Genomic DNA, 24,634 nt, shown 5'->3' with positions numbered 1-24,634 from the left:
GATCTGCATTTAGTTAATGTATTTACTAATAGCGGTGCAGTCGCTCGCGACAGCTCGAGAACATGCGAGGAGCTCGAACCATGGCGTTCTACCGACAGCTCGGTGTCATTCCCGCCAAGCGTCACACCCAGCACCGGGACGACGACGGCAATCTCTACTACGAGGAACTGATGGGTGAGGAAGGTTTCTCCTCCGACTCGTCGCTGCTCTATCACCGGTACATTCCGTCGGCGATCGTCGAAGCTACGAAGTGGGAACTCGGTGACCAGAGCACGACGCCGAATCACCCGCTCGAACCGCGGCATCTCCAACTCCACAAGCTCTTCCCCGAGGCGACTTGGTCGGAAACCGACGTGGTCACCGGACGCCGCCTGATCCTCGGGAACCCGGACGTGCGGATCTCGTACGTCGTATCGGCGAAGGAATCGCCGCTCTACCGCAATGTCGTCGGCGACGAGATGGTGTATGTCGAGTCCGGAACTGCCGAAATTCAAACGGTTTTCGGCACTCTCATGGCTGAGCCCGGGGATTATGTGTTGCTCCCCATGGCCACCACGCATCGCTGGGTCCCGACAGGCGACGAACCGCTGCGCGCCTACGTCATCGAGGCGAGCAGCCACATCGTTCCGCCGAAGCGTTACCTGTCGAAGTACGGACAGTTCCTCGAGCACGCCCCCTTCTGTGAGCGCGACCTGCACGGTCCCTCGCAACTCGTGCAGGTCGAGGAGGAGAACGTCGAAGTTCTCGTCAAGCACCGCACGTCGAACGGCATCGTGGGCACGCGTTACGTAGTACCGAACCATCCCTTCGACGTCGTCGGGTGGGACGGATGCCTGTATCCGTACACGTTCTCCATCCACGATTTCGAGCCGATCACCGGCCGTGTCCATCAGCCGCCACCGGTGCACCAGGCTTTCGAGGGCAACAACTTCGTGATCTGCAACTTTGTGCCTCGCAAGGTGGACTACCACCCGCTCGCTGTTCCGGTGCCGTACTACCACTCGAACGTCGATTCGGACGAGGTGATGTTCTATTGCGGGGGCGACTACGAAGCCCGCAAGGGATCGGGCATCGGGCAGGGGTCGATCTCCGTCCATCCCGGTGGACACGCACACGGTCCGCAACCCGGTGCCTACGAGCGGAGCATCGGTGTGGACTTCTTCGACGAGTTGGCGGTCATGGTCGACACGTTCCGGCCTCTCGAACTCGGTGAGGGAGCACTCGCGTGCGAGGACCCGTCCTACGCGAGCAGTTGGAACCGAAACCGATGAGCGTCGGATACGGTCCGCTCCTGGCAGGACTGTGTGACGATGCCGCACTGTTCCCACCCGGAAACGCACCCCTCTCCGAAGCCGTACCCGCACACGCAGAACATGGGAAATCCTCCCACGCAGACCTTGTCGGTTCGTTCGTCTTCCCGGAAGGGCGACTCGGGGAGCTCGCAGACTTCCTCGCGCAGTTCCCGTACCCCGGAGAGCTGGTGCTGAGCTTGACGGTACCGCGCCCGTCGGCGATGCTGCCCGCGCTCGAGCGCGCGGGTGCGCTGGATGCGGTGATCGTGGCCGCACTCGAAATCGTGGTGCCCACCGAGTGTGGCGTCGACGAGTTGTTTTCAGCGCTCGACGAGGTCTCGGCGTTGCACCCGGATATCGCTCTGTTCGTGGAGGTTCCGCGCGACGCGCGGCGTACGGCGATCCTGGGACGGCTCGCAGGGAGCCCGTATGCGGCGAAGTTTCGCACCGGTGGAGTGGTCGCCGAGGCATACCCCGACGAGGCCGAACTCGCCGAGGCGATCACCACGACGGTCACCGCGGGGATACCCTTCAAGGCGACTGCCGGACTGCACCATGCGGTCCGTAACACCGCGTCCGGCACCGGGTTCGAGCAGCACGGATTCGTGAACGTACTGGCGGCGGTCGCGGCGGCGCTCGACGGTGGAGACACACACGCTGTCTCCTCTGTCCTCGCCGAGAGAGACGGTGCCGCGCTTGCGACTCGGCTCGCCGGACTGGCCGCCGACCGAGCCGCCGAGGTCCGCGCCCGATTCCTCTCGTACGGGACGTGCAGTATCGCCGAACCGCTCGCCGACCTCCGTGCACTCGGCCTCGTGCCGTCGACCGACTCCCCGACCTCGGAAGGAACACCCGCATGACCGTCATCGCAATCCCGGAGGGCTCGCTCTTCGGACCCGGCAACCTGCCCTACGGGATCTTCTCCACCGCGGACACCGAGCCGCGCGTCGGTGTCCGCGTGGGTGACTCGGTTCTCGACCTGAGCCGGTTGTTCGACGACATCGTCTTCGCCGAACCGTCGCTCAACGCGTTCATGGCTCAGGGGCGCGCGCGGTGGGACGAGGTTCGTGCCGCAATCCAGGATGCGATCACCGGCGATCTCGACGAAGACGCGGTGTTCTCCATCGACGACGTCACGTTGCACCTTCCCATCGAGGTGGCCGATTACGTCGACTTCTACGCCTCCGAGAATCACGCCTCGAACCTGGGCCGGCTGTTCCGTCCACAGAATCCCGACCCGCTCATGCCGAACTGGAAGCACCTGCCGGTGGGGTATCACGGCAGGTCGAGCACCGTTGTCACCTCGGGAGTGGACATCGTCCGCCCGTGCGGTCAGCGCAAGGGCCCGAACGACGAGGTTCCCGTCTTCGGCCCCTCGGTCCGCCTCGATATCGAGGCGGAGATGGGTTTCGTCGTGGGTGTCGGTTCGCCGATGGGCTCGCAGATCGCTCCCGACGACTTCGCCGATCATTGCTTCGGTGCGGTGATCCTCAACGACTGGTCGGCCCGGGACATCCAGGCGTGGGAGTACGTGCCGCTGGGTCCGAACCTCGGAAAGTCGTTCGCGACGTCCATCTCTCCGTGGGTGGTACCGCTTGCCGCTCTCGAGGCCGCGCGGATCGACACGCCGGTGCAGGATCCGGAGCCGCTGCCCTACCTGAGGGGCGACGAGAAGTGGGGTCTGGACATCGATCTCGCCGTCGAATGGAACGGTCACCTCGTCTCGCGGCCGCCGTACGCCCAGATGTACTGGTCGCCGGCGCAGATGCTCGCGCATACGTCGGTCAACGGTGCGGCGACGCGTACCGGTGATCTGTTCGGTTCCGGGACGATCTCGGGCGTGGAGAAGGACCAGCGCGGCGCGTTCATCGAACTCACCTGGGGTGGCGCAGAACCCGTTCGGGTCGGCGACGAGACTCGCACGTTCCTCGAGGACGGCGACGAAATCGCCATCTCTGCCACGGCCCCGGGCCCGGACGGCACCCGGATCGGATTCGGTGAGGTCCGCACGCGCATCCTTCCCGCCACGGGTACCGGGATCTGAGGAGTTTCGTCAGCCGGCGTGCCCGTCTGTGTCGGGTTCCTCCTCGAGCGAGAGAAGCTCTCCGACAGTGCAGTTCAGTGCACGGCACACTGCGGTGAGCGTGGAGAACCTGATCGCGCGGGCACGCCCGTTCTTGAGTACCGACAGGTTGACGACGCTGACGCCGACCTGTTCCGCGAGGTGTGCCAGGGTCATTCCCCGGGCGGCGAGCAGGTCGTCGAGGTGGCACCGTACGGCGTGGTCGGTATCGGGTGGCATCAGACGAGTCCTTCGTTGTCGCGTGCCACCCGGCTACCGATGCGCAGTACGACCGCGACGGCAGACAAGGCCATGCAGAAGACATAGGCGTACCAGAACTCCGGCCCGATGCCCTGGGCGTCGACGCCGTTCTGCCATGCGAGATCTCGAATGGCGAGATTGGAGCCGAGAACGCGTGGAAACGTCGGCGCGACAATGGTGACGACGGCAGCAACGGACGCCGCGGTGACTCCGCGGATGACACCTCTGTCGAACAACCGTCCGCGTGCGAATCGCACCATGACCCAGGTGAGAAGGGCCAGAACCGCCAGGTAGCCGATCGTCTCCACCGCGTCGGCGCTGCGGAGGAACCCGACGGTCACCGGTGATACCGCGTCGGTGGGGATGTCGATGTTCGACGTACCGGCGACGGAAACGGGGGTTCCGTTGGGGGAGAGCATGGTCGGTGGAGGTGTGTGTTCGAAGGAGAGTCGCGCCGTCACGGTCCGATTCTCCAGGTCGTGTAGGAGTCCGACGACGTAGTTGACGACGACGACGAGGGCTGTGGCCGCGAACACCGTGATCGACGCCCAGAGGTCTCGGCGCTCCTTTTTCGACGTCTCGGTGGGAGTGATCGGGGGTACGTCTTCGACCGTGTGCATGGGTCCTCCCGGCATAACGAAAGTCGATAATATCGATATTCGTTGTACACATCGAAAATCGATATGTCTACGGCGCGGTCCTACCGGACGTCGATCGCATCTCCTACCGCGATCAACCCGCATTCCGCCACGTCGGCATACACGCCGATGCAGGCACCGGGTTTGTCGTCCGCAAGCCCGGTGGCGATCGGCCGCGACATCACCGTCCGCAGCATGTCGCGTCGCGCGGGTACTTCCTGATGCCCGAGCGTCACCATCACGCACCGTGAGGTGAGCTTGCTCGGTACCACGACTGCGGAACTGATCCCGATGCGTCTGCCGACCCACTCGTCTTCGGGAAAGCCCCTGCGTCCGGGAGACTCGACGACGATCTGGGGCCGGAACCTGCGCAGGGCGACCGCCGGCGCGTCGCCCGTCTCCAGGGCCTCCACTGCCGAGGTGGACAGGAGGTGAAGCGGCGCTTCGTCATACGTGCGCGGTCGTGCCTCGAGCCGGACGGGCCGCCCGGTCGCATCCGACAGCAGATCCGCCACGGCGGCGTCGTTGCCGTGGACGACGGTGCCGTCCGGAAGCGTGATCTCGAGTGCGGCAGGGTCGCAGGGGTCGGTGTCGTCGAGCAGTCGCGCCCGGCACGACAGGAGGGACCCCCACCGCCGGAACCGTTTCGCACTCGCGACATCGCCCGTCTCGGGATCCACGATCGCCCACACGTGGTCGCCGCGGAGGCCGTCCGATTCGACGGTCGCCGCGTCCAGTCGCTCGCCACCGAACGACTTCACCGGATAACGCCACAGCTGACCGATTCGCACAACGTGCCAGCATACGGCGCGGCCGGGGCAACCTGGGAGGACAGCGCGCCGGGGTGACCGGGCCCACATGGTGACTAAGGTGTCCGCCATGACGGACAAAACGACACGGCGGTGGGGACTCACCATTCCGCTCGACGGCATCTCCTTCGACCAGCAGCGGCGAGTGATAGAGGAACTGCCCGATCTCGGTTACACCGATGTCTGGTCGTCCGAGGCGGGCGCCGGGGACGCCTTCACACCCCTCGCGCTGGCGAGCACCTGGGCTCCGTCGCTCCGGCTGGGCACCGCGATCGTGCCGGTCTACACCCGCGGGCCCGCGACGCTCGCGATGTCGGCCGCGACTCTGGCGGCCGCAGCTCCGGGCCGGTTCGTCCTCGGCGTCGGCACGTCCTCCGACGTCATCGTGGAGAAGTGGAACGGTATCCCGTTCGAGGAGCCGTTCAAGCGCGCCCGCGACACCCTGCGGTTCCTGCGGTCCGCCCTCGCCGGTGAGAAGGTGAGCCACGAGTACGACACCTTCTCGGTCCAGGGTTTCCGCGCGGGTCTCGTTCCGGACCCCGTGCCGCCGGTCCTGCTCGCAGCACTGCGTCCGGGCATGCTCAGGCTGGCAGGCAGGGAAGCAGACGGTGCGATCGTCAACTGGCTGTCCGCCGACGACGTGCGCACTGTTGCCCCGTATGTGAACGAAGGCGGCGCCGGTAAGGAGATCGCCGCGCGAATCTTTGTGCTCCCCGGCATGGACGCGGACACCTCCCGTGCTATCGGGCGCCGAATGATCGCCGCGTACATGAACGTTCCGGTCTACCGCGCCTTCCACGAATTCCTCGGACGCTCCGACGATTTCGCCGCGATGTGGCGACTGTGGGCCGAAGGCGACCGCAAGGGCGCGCTCGAAGCCATTCCGGATCATGTCGTCGACGATCTCATCGTTCACGGTGCTCCGGAGAAGTGCCGCGAGCATGTCGAGCGCTACATGGACAACGGCGTGACGACCCCGGCTATCGCGCTGCTGCCGTCCGAGGATCCCGCACCGATGATCAGGGCGCTCGCGCCGCGCTGAATTCCCGTACACCGATTCCACCGGTCTCGTCGACGCGGCATGTGGGTGTCGCGGTGGTGCGCGCCGGTCCGGTCCGGCAGGCTGGGACCATGACCGACACCAGTACCGCACCAGTACTCGTCGCCGTGGACGAGGCCAGTGGAATCGGCGTACTCACGCTGAACAATCCCGGGCAGCGCAACCCGCTGTCCGTCACCACGATGCGTGAGGTGATCGCGGGGCTGATCGCACTGTCCGCGGATACGAAGGTGATCGTGATCCGTGCCGAGGGTCCGGTCTTCTCGGCGGGCCACAATCTGCGGGACATGATCGGGCGCACCCTCGAGGAGGAGCGCGCCATCTTCGACACCTGCAACGAGATGATGAAGACCGTGCAGGCGATCCCTCAGCCCGTGATCGCGTCGGTGCAAGGCCCGGCGCTGGCGGCGGGCTGCCAGTTGGTCGCGGCGTGCGACCTCGCGGTGGCTGCCGACGATGCGGAGTTCGGCACGCCGGGCGTGCGGATCGGACTGTTCTGCTCGACACCGATGGTCGCGGTCAGCCGCGCCGTCGGACGTAAGCGCGCGCTGCAGATGCTGCTGACCGGCGAGGCGATCGATGCCCGGACGGCGGCGGACTGGGGACTGGTGAACTTCGTCGTGGAGGCGGCGGCGCTCGACACCGAGACGACGGCGCTGGCGGCGAAGATCGCGTCCGCTTCTCCGGCCACGCTGCGGATCGGCAAGGACGCCTTCTACCGGCAGATCGACCTCCCACAGGACGCCGCGTACGAGGCGATGGCGGAGACGATGGCGAGCAACGCGGTTCTCGACGACGCGCAAGAAGGCATCTCCGCGTTCCTCGAGAAGCGCGCACCGGAATGGACGGGCCGATGAGGGTAGCGCTTATCGAGCGCTAGGTCTGGACCAATTGTTGGACGTCCTATAACGTGACCGGCATGAGTTCCGATCCCCGTGCCGACACCGTCGACGGCGTACTCCACCGTTCCGCTGCCAGGTTCCCCGAACGCGTCGCGCTGCGTTTCGCGGACCGCAGCCTCACCTACCGCGAACTCGACGACGCGGTGTCGCGGACGGCGGCGGAGTTGTTGTCCCTCGGTCTCGCCGCGGGTGACCGGGTGGCCGGATACGGGACCAACTCCGACGCATACGTCCTCGGTTACCTGGGGGCGGCGCGCGCCGGTCTCGTGCACGTGCCGATCAACTACGCGCTGCGCGGTGAGGAGTTGTCCTATCTCCTCGGCCAGTCCGGTGCCGCGGCGGTGCTCGTAGACCCGGCGCTGCGAGGCGAACTCGACCGCGTGCTCGACGACGTTCCGGCCGGACACGTACTCGTCTTGCGTGACGCGGACGGGTCCCTGCTCGACGAGGCGACGAGCGGGCCGGTGCCCGAACTCGACACGACCGTCGCGGCTACCGATCTGGTGCAACTGCTGTACACCTCGGGAACGACGTCGAAGCCCAAGGGCGCCATGATGACTCACGGCGCGCTGGTGCACGAGTACACGTCGTCGATGATCGCGCTCGACTTGCGCGCCGACGACAACCCGCTGATCTGCATGCCGCTGTACCACTCCGCGGCCATGCACGTGTTCCTGCTCCCGTACCTCGCAGTCGGCGCGACGATCACCCTGATGCCGGCGCCGGACATCCCGGAGATCCTGCGGCTGATCGAAGCCGAGCGGATCGGCTCGCTGTTCCTCGCGCCCACCGTGTGGGTCCCGCTGGCCAACCACCCCGACCTGGACACCCGCGACCTGTCGTCGCTGCGCAAGGCGCAGTACGGCGCGTCGATCATGCCCGTCACGGTGCTGAACCGGTTGCGCGAGCGGTATCCCGATCTCGGTTTCTACAACTGCTTCGGACAGTCCGAGATCGGTCCCCTGGCCTGCGTGCTGGGACCGGACGAGCACGCCGACCGCCCCTCGTCGTGCGGGCGTGCCGTGCTGTTCGTCGAGACCCGTGTCGTGGACCCCGACGGAAACGATGTTCCCGACGGGGAACCCGGTGAGGTGCTCTATCGCTCGCCGCAGTTGTGCCTCGGCTACTGGGAGAACCCGGACGCCACCGCCGAAGCCTTCCGCGACGGCTGGTTCCACTCGGGTGACCTGGTCACTCGCGATTCCGAGGGCTACATCACCGTCGTCGACCGGATCAAGGACGTCATCAACACCGGCGGAATCCTCGTCGCTTCCCGCGAGGTGGAGGACGCCATCTACACGCACGGATCCGTAGCGGAGGTGGCCGTGATCGGATCCCCCGACGACAAGTGGATCGAGGCCGTCACCGCGGTCGTAGTTCTCAAGGACGGTCACACCGTCACCGAGCGCGAACTCGTCGACCATGTCAGGGCCCGGCTTGCGCCGTTCAAGGTGCCCAAGATCGTCCGTTTCGTGGATACTCTCCCGCGCAACCAGAGCGGCAAGCTGCTCAAGCGGGAACTGCGCGCCGTGTGACCCGGTGCCGCGTCGGCGCAGCGAAGATCGAGCGACTGCGGCGCCGGGGGTGTCAGGGGTCAGGGCATCAGGAACATCGGGCCGCCACGGCCGGAGATCGACGAAGGGAACCCATGAAGAAGAAGCACGTGCCGTCGTGGCACGACGACGAGGTGCGGGCACTGTCGGAGCTGGCCGGTGACTTCTTCGAACGCGAGGTCATGGCGCATGCCGAGAAGTGGGACGAGCAGCGTCGCATCGACCGCCACGTGTGGCTCGAGGCAGGCAAGCTGGGGCTGCTGCTGTGCTCGATTCCGGAAGAGTACGGCGGTGGCGGCGGTACGTTCGCGCACGACCTCGCAGTGTTCGAGGCGCAGGGCTACGCGGGCGATCTCGCGCTCGGCATCTCCGTGCACAGCGGCATCGTCGCGCACTACATCCTGGAATACGGGACCGAGGAGCAGAAGCGGACCTGGTTGCCCGGCATGGCAACCGGCGAGATCCTCGGGGCGATCGGCATGACCGAGCCCGGAGCCGGCTCCGATCTCAAAGCGATCAAGACCAGCGCGATCCGCGACGGTGACGAGTACGTCGTGAACGGGTCGAAGACCTTCATCACGAACGGCTCGTCGGCCGACATGATCGTCCTCGCCGTCAAGACCGACCCGAAGGCCGGCGCCAAGGGTGTGTCGCTGCTCATCGTCGACCTGCGCGACTGTGAGGGCTTCGCGGTCGGGCGCGTGCTCGACAAGGTGGGCCAGCACGCCGCCGACACCTCGGAACTGTCGTTCACCGACGTGCGGGTGCCGGTGTCGAACGTGCTGGGCGAAGAAGGACAGGGCTTTTCGCAGCTCATGGCACAACTGGTGCAGGAACGCCTGATCATCGGAGCACAGGCGGCGGGCGCCATGCAGCGCGCTGTCGACGAGACCGTCCGCTACACCAAGGCGCGACAAGCGTTCGGCCACAGCCTCTTCGAGTTCCAGAACACGGCCTTCGAGCTTGCCGAATGCCAGACGATCGCCCGCACCAGCCGCATCTTCCTCGATCATTGCATCGAGCAGCACCTGCGCGGTGAGCTCGACCCCGCCGACGCGGCGATGGTCAAGTACTGGCTCACCGACAAGCAGTGCGAGGTCGTCGACCGGTGTGTTCAGCTGCACGGCGGTTACGGCTACATGCGTGAGTACCTCATCGCGCGGATGTACGAGGACGCCCGCGTTCAGCGCATCTACGCGGGCGCGAACGAGGTCATGAAGGTCCTCATCGCCCGTTCCCTGTAGGCGTACCCGCCGGATCCTGCCTGTTCAGGCAGCGAGACGTTGCGCTGCGTACCTCACCACGGCCGACTCGTCGTGAGGTACGCAGCCATCTCCTGGCTCTGGCGACGGTGTGCGCGACGATGCTCGGCGCGCACCTCACCGGACTCGTTGAGCTTGCGTTCCTCGTCGGATTCCGGAATCACCGGGGGCACTTGCGTGGGCCGCCCGCCGTCGTCGATTGCCACGAAGGTCAGGAAAGCAGTAGCGGCGATGCGACGGTCGCCGCTGCGGAGGTCTTCCGCGGTCACCTTCACGAACACTTCCATCGAACTGCGGCCGGTCCAGGTGACGAAGGACTCGAGGCACACCGAGTCGGACTGGTGCACGGGTGCGAGGAACGCCACAGAGTCGGTGGAGGCCGTTACGACGGATGCACGGCTGTGGCGGGTGGCCGAGATCGAGGCGGTCATGTCGATATCGCTCATCAGCTTCCCACCGAACAACGTGTTGTGATCGTTGACGTCGTTGGGAAAGACCCTACTGGTCTTGACAACTCGTGATTCGCTGCAGGTTCTTGCTTCCACGGGGATCCTTTCGAGGGTGGGACCTGCAGGATCTCTGCCGATCGCACCCGTCCAGCGTACGACGGTCGCCGGGCAGCGCGCCGCTACGACCGCCGCTCGGATGCCCGGGTGTGGTGGGCGATGATCTTCGTCAGCATGGCGACGAGTTGCTCGCGTTCGCCGTCGTCGAGTGGGGCGAAGGCTTCGTCCTGTACCGCGGTGAGCACGCGTTCCAACTCGGCAAGCCGGTCGCGCCCCTTGCGGGTGAGGCTCACGATGTTGCGCCGTCGGTCCTGGGGGTCGGGGGCGCGCCGCACGTACATCCGGTCGGCCAGTGCGTCGATACACGCCACGACGTCGCTTCGGTCCAGGCCGCACCGGCGCCCGAGTTCCACCTGGCTGGACGAACCGAATTCGTCGAGGGCGGAAAGCATCCGGTAGTGGTGGCCGCGGGCGCCGGCAGCGTCGAGGCGGCCGAACACCACTCGATGCACCCGCATCGCCGACTGCGTCAGCAGAAAGCTGGGTAGGTGATCGAGCCGGGTCGGCACCGGAAAGTCGTCGGGCTCGGACATTGGTGGATCTCCCTGATGTCGGTGTTGATGGGGGCGGGGCGGCGCCGGGAGTTGTCGCCGTGCGGTGGCGCAGTGGATCAGTGGCGGTGGGTCGAACGGCAGGGTCGGATCGAACGGCAGGGTCGGATCAATGGCGGCGGTGATCGGTGACAGCGGTGCGTGGACCACGACGCGGGACGGCCGAGTAACCTCCGGTTTCGACGAGGAGGCGTACCGCTCGATACCGGTGCGGGCGAAGGGGTTCGAGGTATTCGATCATGCCGGCGTCGTCGAGTGGGGAGCCGAGCAACGCCCAGCCCACGACTGTGGCGAGGTGGTAGTCGCCGACCGACAGGGCGTCGGCGTCGCCGAATGCGCGCTGTGCGACCTCGGCGGCGGTCCACACTCCGACACCGGGCACGGTGCGCAGGGCACGTCGCGCTCGAACGGCGTCGCGGTCGACGAGCCGCTCGAGCGAGTCGGCCGACTGTGCGCACCGCACGATCGTCTTGGCCCTGGCGGGGTCGACGTTCGCGCGATGGAATTCCCACGACGGAATCCGCCGCCACACCTCCGCACTCGGTGGCACCCGCATGCCGTGCGGGGCAGGTCCGGGCGCCGGCTCTCCGAACCGCGTCACGAGGTGGCGCCACGAGGCGAATGCCGCGATGCCGTGCACGCGCTGTTCGAGGATCGCGGGAACGAGCGACTCGAGGACACGACCGGTGCGAGTGATCCGAAGCCCGGGCATCCGGCGGTGCGCCTCGGCGAGCGCGGGATGAGCAGGAGCGAAGCCCGAGGGGTCGTCGTCGGCGCCGAGCAGCGCGGGCAATCGATCGAGGAGTTCACCGGACCCGGGACCCCACGCGAGGCAGTGGACGGAATCGGGTCCGGCCTGGGTGATCCGGTAGGTCACCGGCCCGGACTCCATCCGCGACGCCCGCCACACGGCGCTGCCGTCGCGGCGGTGACACGGGTCGCGGGGGCCGTGCTGCAGTGGGCGTAGGGTTTGTGCGACGTCGACGGGCCCGGGCACCCTCACCAGAGTGTCGACAGGTGCGGCATCGTTGACGGACGCGGTCACCGACTTACCGTACTCCGGTACCTGCAAGTCTTCTGTGACGGCCGTGACAGTTTCCCGGTGTCGGACGGAAAGGCTATGGTCGGCAACATGATCATCGTGAGCACCGACGGATCCTGCCTGCGTAATCCGGGCGGCGCCATCGGATGGGCGTGGGTCAATCACGAAGGGCCGAGCGCATCGGGGGGTGAACGGTCGGGTACCAATCAGATCGCCGAACTGCGCGCCGTACTCGAGGCCCTGCGCGCACATCCAGGGGCCGAGCCCATGATCATCGAATCCGACTCGCAGTACGCCATCAAATGTGCCTCCGAGTGGCTGCCCGGCTGGAAACGCAAGGGCTGGAAGACGTCCACGGGGTCACCGGTGAAAAACATCGAGCTCGTACGGGCGATCGACCGCGAACTCGTCGAGCGCACCGGGCCGGTCCGGTTCCGGTGGGTACGTGGGCACGTGGGCAATCACTTCAACGAAGTTGCCGACACGCTGGCCGGCGAGGCTGCGCGCGAGATCGCAGCCCGTCCCGGACCGATCGAGATTCCCGACCCGCTTCCCCGTTCGGTGGCGCGGGCCGGCACCGCGAGATCCCAGGACGCCGAACTCACACTGTTCTGACGGGCCCGCCGCGGCGCCATCACCTTCCGGCAGGCTCGGGGTACGGTCACGGGCATGAGCGAGGTTGACCGGATCGCGCGCTTCCGGCGGGAGCACGGCCTCGACGCGCTCGTCGACGTGCATACCCACTTCATGCCCGCGAACGTCATGGACAAGGTGTGGGCGTATTTCGATTCGGCGGGGCCGCTGCTGGGGCGGCACTGGCCGATCTCCTACCGGAGCAGCGAGGACGAGCGAGTCGCGCAACTACGCGCGTTCGGGGTGCGGTTCTTCACCTCGATGGTGTATCCGCACAAGCCCGACATGGCGGCATGGCTCAACTCGTGGGCGGCCGGGTTCGCCGCGCGCACTCCCGGTTGCCTCCGCACCGCAACCTTCTACCCCGAGCCCGGGGCGGACGCGTACGTCGCTTCCGCGCTCGACGGGGGTGCGAGAGTTTTCAAGTCGCACGTGCAGGTCGGCGACTACACGCCTCTGGACCCGCTGCTGGCCGAGGTGTGGGGACTCCTCGAGGACGCCGCGGTGCCGATCGTGGTGCACTGCGGATCGGGGCCGGCGCCCGGCACCCACACCGGGCCGGGCCCGATGGCGGAACTGCTGCGCCGGTACCCGCAGCTGACGGTGATCGTCGCGCACATGGGGTTGCCCGAGTACGTCGACTTCCTCGATCTTGCGGAGAAGTACGAGCGGGTGCACCTCGATACGACGATGGCGTTCACCGATTTCGTCGAGGAAGACTCACCGTTTCCGCGCGATGCCCTGCCGAGACTCGACGACCTGCGGTCGAAAATACTTCTGGGAAGCGACTTTCCCAATATTCCCTACAGTTACTTTCATCAACTGGAGTCGCTCGAGCGGGTCGCACCGGATTCGGGCTGGCTGCGCGCGGTGTGCCACGACAACGCGGCCGCGCTGTTCGGGATCGATCAGCGCGACCGCTCGTCGGATGCCGGGTGACTGCCGCCCCCCGGGCTCTGCTGTGACTACACGTTCACCTCGCGGCGCCGGATCTTGCCGGTGGCATTACGCGGCAGCGCGTCGCGGGTGATCCGCCAGTGGGCGGGCACCTTGTAGTACGAAAGGCGCTCCGCACAGAAGTCGCGCAATTCCTGTTCGCTCGCGTCGTGGCCGGGATGCAGCACGACAACCGCCGCCACTTCCTCACCCAGATCCTCGTGGTCGACCCCGATCACCGCGCATTCCTGCACGGCGGGATGCTCGTCGAGAACCTGCTCGATCTCGGTCGGATAGACGTTCTCCCCGCCGCGCAGGATCAGATCCGACCGGCGTCCCGTCAGCCTGAGCCGGCCGTGTTCGATGATTCCGAAATCACCGGTCCGCAACCAGCCACCCTCGGTGATCGCGGCGTCCGTGGCGGCGTCGTCCTCCCAGTAACCGAGCATGACGAACGGGCTGCGGACGCAGACTTCGCCTTCGACGCCGTCGGGGACCTTTTCGCCCAGGGGGTCGCGGATTTCCATCGCGACGGTGAGGATCGGGCTCCCGAGAGTGCCGGGGAAGGCTTCGAGTTCGCCTGCGGTGGCGACCGCGATCGCGGTGCTGCATTCGGTGAGGCCGTAGCTGTCCACCAGAGCCCGATCAGCGAAGGGGAACTTCTCGCGAAGCCGCTTCTTGAACGCGGGAGAGGACGGAGCGGACGCCAATGCGAACGCGGTGAGAGACGACAGGTCGTAGCGGTCGGTGTTCTCGTGTTCGAGCATGCGCGCGGCCATGGTCGGCACCGCGCCCCAGTTGGTGACCTTCTCGCGTTCGATCAGTCCGAAGACCTGATCGATGTCGAAGCGGCCCTCGGTCATGACGACGGCGCTGCCCGTGGCAAGGCGGGGCACAACGAGGTTGTGGAGACTCGCGATGTGGAACAGCGGTGAGGTGAGCAGGTACCGGGCGTCGCTCGGTGCGGAGTCGTCGTAGGTCCGGCCGTACATGTGCGCGACCATCGCGTCGGAGTAGCGGTGATAGTCCACCACGGCGAGCAGGTTGCGCTGCGAATGCAGCGCTCCCTTGGGGCGACCGCTCGTCCCGCTCGTGAACAGGATGACTGCGGGATCGTCCTCGTCGACGTCGGCTGTGGGGAGGTCTGCTCCTGCCCCCGTTGCCACCAGGCGGGGCAGGTCGTCCTCGACGGTGAGAACGGTGAACCCCGAGACCTGCGCTTTGGCGAGCAGTTCGGCTCGCTTGGCGTCGGCGACGACGATCTTCGGCCGCACCTTGCCGATGCCGTACTCGAGTTCGGCGGGCGTCCACCACGAATTGAGTCCGACTGCGACGGCGCCCAGACACTGTGCCGCCCAGAACGCGATGACCCATTCGGGTGTGTTTGCGCCGAGCAGTGCGACCCGGTCTCCCTTTTCGATGCCGTACTCGTCGCGCATCGCGGTTGCGACCGCGGCGACGGCGTCGGCATGCTCGGCGAACGAGATCCGGCGATCGAGGGTGACCAGGTAATCGCGGTCTCCCCATGCCTTCGACGCAGCAACGAGGTCACCGACCTTCCGGTCGCGGTTGCGGATCACCGGCATGCGGTTTCCGCGCACCTCCTCCTCGACGAGTTCGAATCGTCCACCGGGACCGGTGAGTTTCGAAGTCACCTGGATCAACATCTGCTGGAGGTCTGCTGGCGCTGTCATGACGAGCCTTTCCGGTTACCGACAACTACTCGTGTCACGTGACGCACAAGATGCCACGTCGCCAGGGGTATTTGGGGTGACCCGTGCCACTGGCCGGAAGACCCTGTGGTGGCGGTCACTTTCAAGTCCCACTCACCGGGAGTACTCGTGGTGGTTCAGGTCACCCTGGCTACCTTCGCGTCACCCGATACGCCGATGTGATGCTTCGGCCCTCGCCGTCCACAGTATTCGAGCGGGGTTCGGTTGAGACCAAGGAGACCTCGCAGTGAAACGTAGCTCTACTACGAAGTTGGTGGCGGCATTGGCCGCCGTCATGGTGGTGACGTCCGCTTGCGCGTCCGATCGGGAAGGCGACGCGGTCGTGTCCGCCGGAGCGCCCGGCGCTGCCGCCGCGCCGGTGCAGGCGTCCGACGCGACCTTCGGGACACTGGAATCCCCCTGTGGTGCGGGCGATGCCAGTGGGGCCACCGATCAGGGGGTGAGCGACACCGAAATTCGCATCGGTTACGGCGACGACCGTGGCTACGCGAAGAGCCCGGGCCTGAACAAGGAGATGGGCGACGCCGTCTCGGCCATGATCGACTGGTGCAACGAGCAGGGCGGAATCAACGGCCGCCGAATCGTGGGCACCCTCTTCGACAGTGCCATGACGCAGGCCAACGCGGTCATGCAGAACGCGTGTGCCTCCGAGTTCATGCTGGTGGGACACGGGTTCGCGATGGATCAGACGTCGGAACAGACCCGCGTCGCCTGTAATCTCGCGGCCGTCCCGGCATTCACCGTCTCGCCCGACGCGGCGAACGGTCCGATGACCTATCAGGGCGTTCCGTTCCCCGTCGACTACGCGAACGGGTCGCAGTGGTTCCAGATGGCGGAGATGTACCCCGAACTCGTCAACGAGTTCGACGTGGTCGACAGCACGATGCCCACGATCATCACCGCGAACACCAAGGCCCGCTCGATCGCCGCAGCGGCCGGCTTCAACCTGAAGAACTGCGGCGTCACGCTCAACTACGACGGTGAATCGAGCTACGTCCCGTTCGCCGAGAAGATCAAGCAGTGCGGCGCCAAGGGCCTGTGGACCTCCCGTTCGCCGGTACCCGCGGAGTTCAACTTCGTGAAGGCACTCGACCAGGTCGGTGTCGATCCGATCCTTCTCGGCGAGGCCACCTGGTACGCCAACGCTGTTCCGGCCTGGAACGGTGAGACCGGCTTGCTCGACAACATGCACGCGGGCATGACCTTCCAGATGCTCGAGAACGCCGACGTCGTCCCGGCGGTGAAGAAGTACACCGAACTCGTCGCCGAAGCCGGCGGCAAGACCGCACTCCTCGGTATGCAGGCCACCTCGTCGTTCCTGCTGTGGGCGACGGCCGCGAAGGAATGCGGATCGGACCTGACCCGCCAGTGCATGATCGACGAACTCTCGCAGATCCACGAGTGGGACGGCGGCGGGCTGCATGCTGTCACCGATCCGGGCAACAACATGCCCGCCACATGCGGACTCGTCGTGTCCCTGAAGGGCGCCGAGTACTCGCAGGCATTCCCCGCGGAAGCCGCGGAGTTCAAATGCGACGACCGGTATCTCGTCGCCACCGACGCATCCACGTGGGGCACGGAACTCGGACCGGACCGCATCTCCACGAAATACCTGAACCCGAACGTCATCAGGCCGAACGCCTGATCCGTTCGACCGGTGCCGGCGGCGTGAATCGCGACCGCCGGCACCCTCGAGCAGAGGTACTTGTATGGATACCTTCCTGACCTTCACGATCGTGGGGTTGGTGCTCGGATCGGTGTACGCCATCGCCGCATCGGGCCTCGTTCTCACCTACAACACGTCGGGCATCTTCAACTTCGCGCACGGTGCGCAGGCCATGCTGGGCGCGTTCGCATACTGGCAATTCCGCTACGGCTGGGGACTGCCCACCCCGGTGGCACTGATCCTCGTGCTCGGAGTCCTCGGGCCGCTGATGGGACTGCTGCTCTACGTCCTCATCATGCGCGGCATGCGCAACACGGCAGAGGTCACCAAGATCGTCGTCACGGTCTCGATCCTGCTCGGCATGCTGTCGGTGTCGCACTGGTTCTGGCATCCCGAGCAGGCCCGGACGATGACGATGTTCTTCGGAGACCAGGCCAAGATCGACATCTTCGGAGTGGGAATTCGGTACCACGAGCTGATCTGCATCGCGGTCGCTGTCCTCATCGCGATCGGGTTGCGGATCATGTTCACCCGCACACGCTCCGGTGTCGCCATGCGCGGCGTGGTCGACGATCCTGATCTGTTGCGGCTCAACGGGCACGACCCGGACCGGCTCGCGGCGCTGTCGTGGGTCATGGGTTCGACCCTGGCGGTACTCGCCGGCATCCTCGTGACACCGATCAACGGCGGCACGCTGGAAGCGAACATGCTGACCCTGCTCGTCATCGATGCGTTCGCGGCGGCGATGTTCGGCAGACTCCGGAGCATTCCGCGCACCTTCGCCGGTGCCTTGTTCCTCGGCCTGACCGCGACGTATGTGCTCGCGTACTTCCCGACGGCCTGGACGTGGACGTCGAACCTGCGGGTGTCCCTGCCGATGATCGCCCTGTTCGTCGTGCTGATCGTGCTGCCGCAGGACCGTTTGCGCGGAGCGGTGACCCGGACCCGGGAGCGCTACCACGTTCCGTCGGTGCGCAAGGCCGTCGCGTGGGCGGTGGCGCTGGTCGTGATCGTCTACGCGATCCGCTTGTTGATGGTCACGTCGGCGATCACCACGCTCACGATCGGAATGACCTTCGCGATCATCGCGCTCTCGCTGACCCTGCTGACGGGCTACGCCGGCGAGATGAACCTGGCACCGGTGTCCTTCGGTGCGATCGCCACCATCGTGGCTTTCCACTTCGGGATCTCCGGCACAGGACTGGCGGCCCATCTCAACCTGTGGGGCGTCGCGCTGGGGGTCGCCGCGACCGCGGTGGTCGGTGGCCTCATCGCGCTCCCGGCGCTTCGGCTCCGAGGGCTCTATCTGGCGCTGGCCACCATGGCATTCGGAGTGTTCCTGTCCAACATGGTGTTGCGCGACACCACCGTGCACGAACTGTTCGGCATCAAGTTCTCCATTTTCACCGACGGGAACATCGCGATTCCGCCGCTGAAGGTCGGACCGCTGGATCTGCGCAACGACACCGTCTTCCTCATGACGGTCACGGTGATCTTCGCGGTGCTCGGCGTCGGTGTCATCGCGTTGCGCAACAGCGGTTACGGACGCCGCCTCGCGGCGATGAAGGACAGCCCCGCCGCGTCGGCGATGCTCGGGCAGAGCCTCGTCCGGCTCAAACTCGGCGTGTTCACGCTCTCGGCCGGTATCGCGGGCCTCGGTGGTCTGTTCATGGCGAGCGCGATGGGGTCGGTGTCCAACGAGAGCTTCTCGATCATGGTCAGCCTGTCGTTGCTGATGCTCACCGTGGTGGCCGGTATCGGCTACGTATCGGGCGCCCTCTTCGGCGGCCTGATGTCGGGGGTCGGGTTCGCGGTCATCATGACCTCGTTCGCGAATCTCGCGGCAGACCAACCGGAACTCGCGGGAATGTGGACGTTCCTCGGCCACGTCGCGGCGGTGAGCCCGGCGCTGATCGGTATCGGTGTCGCGGCCAACCCCAGCGGCAGTGTCCACCAGGTTGTCGAGGGCTACCGCCATCTCGCCAATGCGAAACCCGTCCTGGTGGGCGGCGCCGCCGTGGTCCTGGTGTCGTACGTGCTCGCACTCGTGGGTGTGCTCGACAACTGGTGGTTTGCGTCGATCACGATCGTGACGGTGTTCATGCTCCCGGTGATGGGGCAGTGGTTGATGCCCGAAGCGGTGCTCGGTGAAGAAGAAGCGGCGCGGCGCCGCCCGCTGATCCCTGAACGGGTGGGTGTCGACGAGCCGTACAGCGCGGCGGTGCGCGACGAGATCGATCGTGAACTCGGTATCTCCGAGTACCTGTCGACCCAGCCCGCCCGGACAGACAAGGAGCTGGTCACCAATGGCTGACACGCCGATTCTCGAAACTCGCGGTATCACCGTGCGTTTCGGCGGCCACGTCGCGGTCAAGGACGTGAGCATTCAAGTGGGACGTGGGACCGTCACCGGTCTGATCGGGCCCAACGGTGCCGGCAAGACCACCCTGTTCAACACGATCACCGGATTGCAGAAACCCTCTGCGGGCAAGGTGTTCATCGACGGCCGGGACGTGACGACGTTGCCGCCGTTCAAGCGGGCCCGGATGGGACTCGCTCGCACCTTCCAGCGTCTCGAGTTGTTCGTGTCGCTGTCGGTGCGGGACAACCTGCGGGTGGCCGGCGACATCCACAACGCGAACTCGCGCAATCGAGTCGACGTCGAAGCGGAAACCGATCGTCTGCTCGAGCTGACGGGCCTCGGCGACATCGCCGACCGAGACGTGTCCGACATCCCCACCGGGCGGGCGCGTGTCGTCGAGGTCGCACGAGCACTGATGACCGATCCGCAGATTCTGCTGCTCGACGAACCGGCGTCCGGTCAGACGGAACAGGAAACCGAGGAGTTCGCCGCACTGCTGTCCGGTCTCGCCGCCGGCGGACTCGCGATCTGCCTTGTGGAACATGACATTCCGCTGGTGATGAAGATCTGTTCCACGATCCATGTGCTCGACTACGGTGCGGTGCTCGCAAGCGGGATCCCCGACGAGATCAAGAACGATCCCGCTGTGATCAACGCCTACATCGGAACCGAGAAGGAGGCGGTATGAGCACCGAACCCCTGCTCGAATTGTCCGGCGTCCGTGCCGGATACGGTTCCATCGAGGTGCTCCACGGGGTGGACATCGCGCTCCCACCGGGGGCGGTCGTCGCCCTTCTCGGGCCGAACGGAGGCGGCAAGACGACAACACTGAAGGTGTGCTCCGGCATCCACCCTGTGTCGTCCGGGGAGTTCCGGCTCGGGGGACACGTCGTCAACGGAGCCTCCGCAGCCGAACTCGCACGCCTGGGCATCTGCTCGATCCCCGAGGGGCGAGGCGTGTTCCCCAACCTCACGGTGCGCGAGAACCTGTGGATCGCGACCGGCACGGGCGTCTCACTGGCAGAACTCGAGGACGTGGCCTACACCCGCTTCCCAATTCTCGGAGAGCGCCGGACACAGCTCGCCGGATCGATGTCGGGCGGCGAGCAACAGATGCTCGCACTGTCGCGGGCGCTCGGAACGAACCCGACGGTGCTGCTGCTCGACGAACTGTCGATGGGCCTGGCCCCGCGTATCGTCTCGCAGATCTACGACATAGTGGGAGAACTTGCGGCGGAGGGGGTGTCGATTCTCGTTGCCGAACAGTTCGCCCGGGCGGTCCTGCCCATCGCCACCAGCGCTGCGCTGATGCTCCAGGGACGAGTCGTGCGCACGGGCGATCCGGCGGAGATCGAAGAAGAACTGTCTACCAGCTACCTAGGAGGATGACGATGACCACTGCGGTCGACGAACGACGTGAACAATTCAAGCAGGATGTGGCTGCACTGGGGCTGGGAACCGCGGAGAGCGGATCCGGCGGGAAGAGCCGGATCGTCGGCATGGTGCTGATGATCGTCGGTGCGGTAGCCGCCTTCGTCGTCTACATCGCGTCGCTGACCTTGTCGGACCTGCGCGACCTCGTGTCCTACCAGCTGCTGAGCACGGCCTTCGTCGCGGTGACGCTCGTCGGCGCGGCGGTCTACATCGCGTCGGCGGTGTCGAAGGTCCTGAAGCTGTGGCTGGTGCGTCAGTTGCTCGAAGGCAATGCGCAGACCGAGCGGATCGTCGAGGCGCTGTCGCGCGACAAGATCTGAACGGACGTCCGGTGTATCCGGATCCGAAACGGCAGGCCCGGCAACGACTTTCGTCGAGGCCGGGCCTGCCGTGGTTCGAGCCGAAGATGTCAGGAGGCTGCAGCCTCGAGTCCGGTGGTGATATCGGCGAGGATGTCGTCGATGTTCTCGATGCCGACAGCCAGGCGGACCAGTCCGGGGGTGACGCCGGCCGCGAGCTGCTCCTCCGCGGTGAGCTGCGAGTGGGTGGTCGACGCCGGGTGGATGACCAGCGAGCGAACGTCACCGATGTTGGCGACATGGCTGTGCAGGGTCAGCGCGTTGACGAACTTCTTACCGGCATCGATCCCGCCCGCGAGTTCGAACACGACGATGGCGCCGGGGCCCTTCGGCGTGAGCTGCTCTGCACGCTCGTGCCAGGGCGACGACTCCAGGCCCGCGTAGGCGACAGAGAGAACCTCGGGCCGCGCCTCGAGGAACTCGGCGACTTTCTGCGCGTTGGACACGTGGCGTTCCATCCGCAGGCTCAGGGTTTCGATGCCCTGGGAGATGAGGAAGGCATTGAACGGCGAAACCGCCGATCCGAGGTCGCGGAGCAACTGCACGCGTGCCTTGAGGGCGTACGCGGGAGCGCCCAGATCGGCGAACACGACACCGTGGTAGCTGGGGTCGGGAGTGGTGAAGCCGGGATGGCGGCCCTGGGTCCAGTCGAACGTGCCGCCGTCGACGATGACGCCCGCGATCGCGGTGCCGTGACCGCCGAGGTACTTGGTGGCCGAGTGCACCACGATGTCGGCGCCGTGCTCGAGCGGGCGCAGCAGGTACGGGGTGGCGACGGTGTTGTCCACGATCAACGGCAGCCCGTTGTCGTGGGCGACTCCGGCGATGCCGGCGATATCGAGGATGTGGTTCTTCGGGTTGGCGATGGTCTCGCCGTAGAACGCCCGCGTGTTGGGGCGCACCGCCGCGCGCCACTGCTCGAGATCGTCGGGATCCTCGACGAACGAGACGTCGATCCCCAGCTTGGGCAGCGTGTAGTGGAAGAGGTTGTAGGTGCCGCCGTAGAGGTAGGGGCTCGACACGATGTGGTCGCCGGCGGAGGCGAGATTGAGGATCGCGAACGTCTCGGCGGCCTGCCCGGAGGACAGGAGCAATGCGGCGACACCGCCCTCCAGCGAGGCGATGCGCTGCTCGACCGCGTCCTGGGTCGGGTTCATGATGCGGGTGTAGATGTTGCCGGGCTCGGCGAGCCCGAAGAGCGCCGCGGCGTGGTCGGTGCTGTCGAATGTGTAACTGGTGGTCTGGTAGATCGGCAGCGCGCGGGCCTTGGTGTCGCCCCCGGCGGGCTGACCGACGTGGATCTGCTTGGTCTCGAAGCTCCACGACGCGGTGGGATCGACGGCTTCGGGGGTGTTTTCGCTCATGGGTCTACTGCTCCGGATTCGGTGAGTGGAACGGGTCGTCGAGACGCTGACCTTGCGGCCCCGCGCGCGACGCCGCTGAGAGGGCGGTCCGTAAGGGGCTGGGGGTGGGTGCGGGCGGTCAGCCGGCCGGACACCCGCACATACACAGGAGACAGGCATGACGGCGCGGCCGCTGTGCCGACCGCTCGTACGTCTTGCTCACGGCTTCGACAATAACGGCTCGCGGCGATTCCGACCAGGCCCGTAGGGAATCGGGGGCGGCGGGACGGCGCGCGGGGTCGGGCAACCGTACCTACAGGCTGTGTGTTGCTCTTCCGTCGAAGTGTGTGATCCTGCTAACGTTCTGGAACAGATTCTAGTTTCGTGGGGCGCGCAAGGCCGTGGCCAGTGCTTATGGAGGTAAATTTGACCGCCGTGGACTTCTCACTCGAGCATGCCGGCAGCCCGGTGAAGCGCGAACTCCCTCCGTCGATGATCGATCGGATGACGCTCATCCTCGAGAGTTTCGACAGCAGGGGAGCGCTCACACTCGAAGAGGTCACTTGCCGTTCGGGCCTGCCCCGCTCGACGGTGCACCGCATCCTCGACCAGTTGGTCGGACGCGGGTGGATCGATCACGCGTCGTACGGATACTGCCTGGGTGCACGCGCACTCGGCCTCGGCGGCAGCGACACCGGTCACCGGCGCATCCGCGAGGCCGCTGCCCCGCATCTGCACGAACTCGCTCTGCAGACGGGCGCGATCGTGCACCTGACCGTGCTCGACGGCAACGAGGTGCTCTACCTCGACAAGGTCGGAGGGCAGTTCGCGTCGAGTGTTCCGTCACGGGTCGGTGGGCGCTTTCCCGCCTATGCCACCGCGTGCGGCAAAGCGATCCTCGCGTGGCTCGAGCCCGAGCGCGTCGACGCGCTCTACGGCAAGCGCCTGCCGCCGTGCACCGAGCGCACCATCGGCGACAACGCTGCGCTCCATCAGGAACTCAACCGGATCCGCAAGCGCCGCGGCGTCGCCTTCGAACGTGAGGAGGCTGCGCCGGGCATCGGCTGTGTCGGTGTAGCGCTGCGCGGGGTGGACGGCCCGGTCGCAGCGCTCTCCCTGGCTGCGGACGCGCGGTCGACCCGGCTCGAATGGGTGGCGCCGATCGTCGCCGACGCGGCCCGCAAGATCACCCGCACGCTCTTCCCGGACCAGGACCGCGACGACGCCGTGCCCGGTACTCCGATGGCGACGACCGCGCCGCTCGGCAGCGTCGTCTCCAAGGCTGCCGGCGGCCGCTAGTCGCGATCGGACGCGTCACGAGGTGCCGGCGGAAGATCCGCCGGCACTTCACATTTCGGGGTGCAGAGCCATGTACCGCGCGGGCAGTTCGCCGCCGCCGTGTACCGCGAGATCCGCCCCGTTCACGTACGAGGCCAGGGGGCCGGCGAGGAACATGCACGCCCCCGCGATATCGGACGGCACCGCCATACGCTGCATCGGCAGTGTTCTCGTCACGGCGGCACCGCCGTCGGCGCCGTACACCTCGGCGGCGGCTTCGGTGCGGATGAGGCCGGTGGTGATGTGGTTGACCCGCACTTTCGGCGCCCACTCCAGGGCGAGAGCCTTCGTCAGCGCGAGCAGTCCGGCCTTCGCGGCGGTGTAGGCGGCGGTGCCGGGTTGCGGATCGTGCGCCGACACGCTCCCGATGTTGATGATCGAACCGCCCTCGTCCTGCCCACACATCACGGCGTTCGCAGCCTGGGCGACGTAGAACGGGGCGAGCAGGTTGAGAGCGACGATCTTGTCGAAGAATCGCGTCGACACCGTCGCAGCATCCGAATCGGGTGAGCCACCGGCATTGTTGACGAGAACGTCGAGCCGTGCGAACTTCTCCACGGCCGTCTCGACGAGAGTCTTCGCCTGCTCGGCGTCGCGGATGTCGACGGCAGCGAACTCGGCGGAGCGGCCGTCGGCCGTGGGCAACCGCTCGGGCGAGGTCCGCCCGCACACCAGTACCTCCGCACCGGCGGCCAGGAAGCTTTCGGCGATGACGTACCCGATGCCCTTGGTGCCGCCGGTGACGAGGACCGCGCGACCGGTGAAGTCTGCAGGATTGTCGAAGAACATGCCGCGGAGGCTATGCCGAAACCTTCGACGGTGCACCGACGTT

Annotated in this window: 24 protein-coding genes; 15 read left to right on the top strand and 9 right to left on the bottom strand. The window is 66.4% G+C overall.

What is annotated here, in order from left to right; genetic code table 11:
• Positions 1–80: 80 nt before the first annotated feature.
• From RDCOP1_RS11380 to fahA, 3 genes are read left to right on the top strand one after another with little or no spacing between them, the layout of a single operon-like run.
• A complete protein-coding gene (locus RDCOP1_RS11380; RefSeq protein ID WP_072700560.1) occupies positions 81–1,271 on the top strand; it encodes a homogentisate 1,2-dioxygenase in 1,191 nt (396 codons plus the stop codon).
• Entirely contained in the window at positions 1,268–2,152 is an 885-nt protein-coding gene (locus RDCOP1_RS11375) for a hypothetical protein (RefSeq protein ID WP_072700558.1), read from the top strand. Before RDCOP1_RS11380 ends, RDCOP1_RS11375 begins: the two co-directional genes overlap by 4 nt.
• The gene (gene fahA, locus RDCOP1_RS11370; RefSeq protein ID WP_072700557.1) at positions 2,149–3,336 is read left to right on the top strand and encodes a fumarylacetoacetase; all 1,188 of its coding nucleotides are present in this window, start codon (positions 2,149–2,151) and stop codon (positions 3,334–3,336) included. Before RDCOP1_RS11375 ends, fahA begins: the two co-directional genes overlap by 4 nt.
• A 9-nt stretch (positions 3,337–3,345) precedes the next feature.
• On the opposite strand, the gene RDCOP1_RS11365 is transcribed toward fahA, so the two are convergent.
• The 3 genes from RDCOP1_RS11365 to RDCOP1_RS11355 all read right to left on the bottom strand — a co-directional run bounded on the left by RDCOP1_RS11365 (position 3,346) and on the right by RDCOP1_RS11355 (position 5,044).
• Positions 3,346–3,594 (bottom strand): helix-turn-helix domain-containing protein, encoded by a 249-nt coding sequence (locus RDCOP1_RS11365; RefSeq protein ID WP_231922871.1) that lies wholly within the window; start codon positions 3,592–3,594, stop codon positions 3,346–3,348.
• The gene (locus tag RDCOP1_RS11360) at positions 3,594–4,235 is read right to left on the bottom strand and encodes a hypothetical protein (RefSeq protein ID WP_231922872.1); all 642 of its coding nucleotides are present in this window, start codon (positions 4,233–4,235) and stop codon (positions 3,594–3,596) included. Before RDCOP1_RS11360 ends, RDCOP1_RS11365 begins: the two co-directional genes overlap by 1 nt.
• 80 nt (positions 4,236–4,315) lie before the next feature.
• Positions 4,316–5,044, bottom strand: a complete 729-nt coding sequence (locus tag RDCOP1_RS11355; RefSeq protein WP_072700552.1) for an MOSC domain-containing protein — start codon at positions 5,042–5,044, stop codon at positions 4,316–4,318.
• Positions 5,045–5,132: 88 nt separating this feature from the next.
• Here RDCOP1_RS11355 and RDCOP1_RS11350 point away from each other — a divergent pair, with 88 nt between their 5' ends.
• The 4 genes from RDCOP1_RS11350 (at position 5,133) to RDCOP1_RS11335 (ending at position 9,821) form a co-directional block, all read left to right on the top strand.
• Positions 5,133–6,104, top strand: a complete 972-nt coding sequence (locus RDCOP1_RS11350) for an LLM class F420-dependent oxidoreductase (protein ID WP_072700743.1) — start codon at positions 5,133–5,135, stop codon at positions 6,102–6,104.
• A gap of 89 nt (positions 6,105–6,193) precedes the next feature.
• Positions 6,194–6,979: an enoyl-CoA hydratase gene (locus RDCOP1_RS11345; RefSeq protein WP_072700741.1), complete on the top strand. Its 786-nt coding sequence runs from the start codon at positions 6,194–6,196 to the stop codon at positions 6,977–6,979.
• A gap of 62 nt (positions 6,980–7,041) precedes the next feature.
• Positions 7,042–8,559 (top strand): acyl-CoA synthetase, encoded by a 1,518-nt coding sequence (locus tag RDCOP1_RS11340; protein WP_072700739.1) that lies wholly within the window; start codon positions 7,042–7,044, stop codon positions 8,557–8,559.
• Positions 8,560–8,672: 113 nt separating this feature from the next.
• Positions 8,673–9,821 carry an acyl-CoA dehydrogenase family protein gene (locus tag RDCOP1_RS11335; protein WP_072700549.1) on the top strand — a complete coding sequence of 383 codons (1,149 nt, stop codon included), beginning with the start codon at positions 8,673–8,675 and terminating at the stop codon, positions 9,819–9,821.
• A 53-nt stretch (positions 9,822–9,874) separates the two neighbouring features.
• Here the strand turns inward: RDCOP1_RS11335 and RDCOP1_RS11330 are convergent, their stop codons facing one another.
• From RDCOP1_RS11330 to RDCOP1_RS11320, 3 genes are all read right to left on the bottom strand, one after another.
• A complete protein-coding gene (locus RDCOP1_RS11330; RefSeq protein ID WP_072700547.1) occupies positions 9,875–10,384 on the bottom strand; it encodes an acyl-CoA thioesterase in 510 nt (169 codons plus the stop codon).
• Between the two features lie 83 nt (positions 10,385–10,467).
• Complete coding sequence (locus RDCOP1_RS11325) at positions 10,468–10,938, bottom strand: MarR family winged helix-turn-helix transcriptional regulator (protein ID WP_072700545.1); 471 nt, start codon at positions 10,936–10,938, stop codon at positions 10,468–10,470.
• Positions 10,939–11,065: 127 nt separating this feature from the next.
• The gene (locus tag RDCOP1_RS11320; RefSeq protein WP_072700737.1) at positions 11,066–12,001 is read right to left on the bottom strand and encodes a DNA-3-methyladenine glycosylase family protein; all 936 of its coding nucleotides are present in this window, start codon (positions 11,999–12,001) and stop codon (positions 11,066–11,068) included.
• Between the two features lie 87 nt (positions 12,002–12,088).
• Between RDCOP1_RS11320 and RDCOP1_RS11315 the strand changes: the two genes are divergently transcribed.
• Both RDCOP1_RS11315 and RDCOP1_RS11310 read left to right on the top strand, forming a co-directional pair.
• Positions 12,089–12,613: a ribonuclease H family protein gene (locus tag RDCOP1_RS11315; protein ID WP_072700735.1), complete on the top strand. Its 525-nt coding sequence runs from the start codon at positions 12,089–12,091 to the stop codon at positions 12,611–12,613.
• Positions 12,614–12,667: 54 nt separating this feature from the next.
• Complete coding sequence (locus RDCOP1_RS11310; protein WP_072700543.1) at positions 12,668–13,570, top strand: amidohydrolase family protein; 903 nt, start codon at positions 12,668–12,670, stop codon at positions 13,568–13,570.
• 26 nt (positions 13,571–13,596) lie between these two features.
• Here the strand turns inward: RDCOP1_RS11310 and casG are convergent, their stop codons facing one another.
• The gene (gene casG, locus RDCOP1_RS11305; RefSeq protein ID WP_072700542.1) at positions 13,597–15,261 is read right to left on the bottom strand and encodes a steroid-24-oyl-CoA synthetase; all 1,665 of its coding nucleotides are present in this window, start codon (positions 15,259–15,261) and stop codon (positions 13,597–13,599) included.
• Between the two features lie 313 nt (positions 15,262–15,574).
• Between casG and RDCOP1_RS11300 the strand changes: the two genes are divergently transcribed.
• The 5 genes from RDCOP1_RS11300 to RDCOP1_RS11280 all read left to right on the top strand — a co-directional run bounded on the left by RDCOP1_RS11300 (position 15,575) and on the right by RDCOP1_RS11280 (position 21,082).
• A complete protein-coding gene (locus RDCOP1_RS11300) occupies positions 15,575–16,945 on the top strand; it encodes an ABC transporter substrate-binding protein (protein ID WP_174555802.1) in 1,371 nt (456 codons plus the stop codon).
• A 64-nt stretch (positions 16,946–17,009) separates the two neighbouring features.
• Positions 17,010–19,280, top strand: coding sequence for an ABC transporter permease (locus tag RDCOP1_RS11295; protein WP_072700539.1), 2,271 nt, complete (start codon positions 17,010–17,012; stop codon positions 19,278–19,280).
• Positions 19,273–20,016 (top strand): ABC transporter ATP-binding protein, encoded by a 744-nt coding sequence (locus RDCOP1_RS11290; RefSeq protein WP_072700536.1) that lies wholly within the window; start codon positions 19,273–19,275, stop codon positions 20,014–20,016. Before RDCOP1_RS11295 ends, RDCOP1_RS11290 begins: the two co-directional genes overlap by 8 nt.
• Positions 20,013–20,717, top strand: a complete 705-nt coding sequence (locus RDCOP1_RS11285) for an ABC transporter ATP-binding protein (protein ID WP_072700534.1) — start codon at positions 20,013–20,015, stop codon at positions 20,715–20,717. The genes RDCOP1_RS11290 and RDCOP1_RS11285 overlap by 4 nt, the downstream gene beginning before the upstream one ends.
• Positions 20,714–21,082 carry a hypothetical protein gene (locus RDCOP1_RS11280; RefSeq protein ID WP_174555800.1) on the top strand — a complete coding sequence of 123 codons (369 nt, stop codon included), beginning with the start codon at positions 20,714–20,716 and terminating at the stop codon, positions 21,080–21,082. The genes RDCOP1_RS11285 and RDCOP1_RS11280 overlap by 4 nt, the downstream gene beginning before the upstream one ends.
• An 89-nt stretch (positions 21,083–21,171) precedes the next feature.
• Here RDCOP1_RS11280 and RDCOP1_RS11275 read toward each other — a convergent pair whose 3' ends face one another.
• Positions 21,172–22,485 carry a bifunctional o-acetylhomoserine/o-acetylserine sulfhydrylase gene (locus RDCOP1_RS11275; RefSeq protein WP_072700530.1) on the bottom strand — a complete coding sequence of 438 codons (1,314 nt, stop codon included), beginning with the start codon at positions 22,483–22,485 and terminating at the stop codon, positions 21,172–21,174.
• A 405-nt stretch (positions 22,486–22,890) separates the two neighbouring features.
• On the opposite strand from RDCOP1_RS11275, the gene RDCOP1_RS11270 reads away from it, so the two are divergent.
• Complete coding sequence (locus RDCOP1_RS11270) at positions 22,891–23,763, top strand: IclR family transcriptional regulator (protein ID WP_371836825.1); 873 nt, start codon at positions 22,891–22,893, stop codon at positions 23,761–23,763.
• A 48-nt stretch (positions 23,764–23,811) separates the two neighbouring features.
• On the opposite strand, the gene RDCOP1_RS11265 is transcribed toward RDCOP1_RS11270, so the two are convergent.
• Positions 23,812–24,591, bottom strand: a complete 780-nt coding sequence (locus RDCOP1_RS11265; protein WP_072700526.1) for an SDR family oxidoreductase — start codon at positions 24,589–24,591, stop codon at positions 23,812–23,814.
• Positions 24,592–24,634: the final 43 nt, after the last annotated feature.

The organism is Rhodococcus coprophilus NBRC 100603, from assembly GCF_001895045.1.
Classification (GTDB): Bacteria; Actinomycetota; Actinomycetes; order Mycobacteriales; family Mycobacteriaceae; genus Rhodococcus; species Rhodococcus coprophilus.
This window is presented reverse-complemented; position numbering and strand designations above follow the sequence as displayed.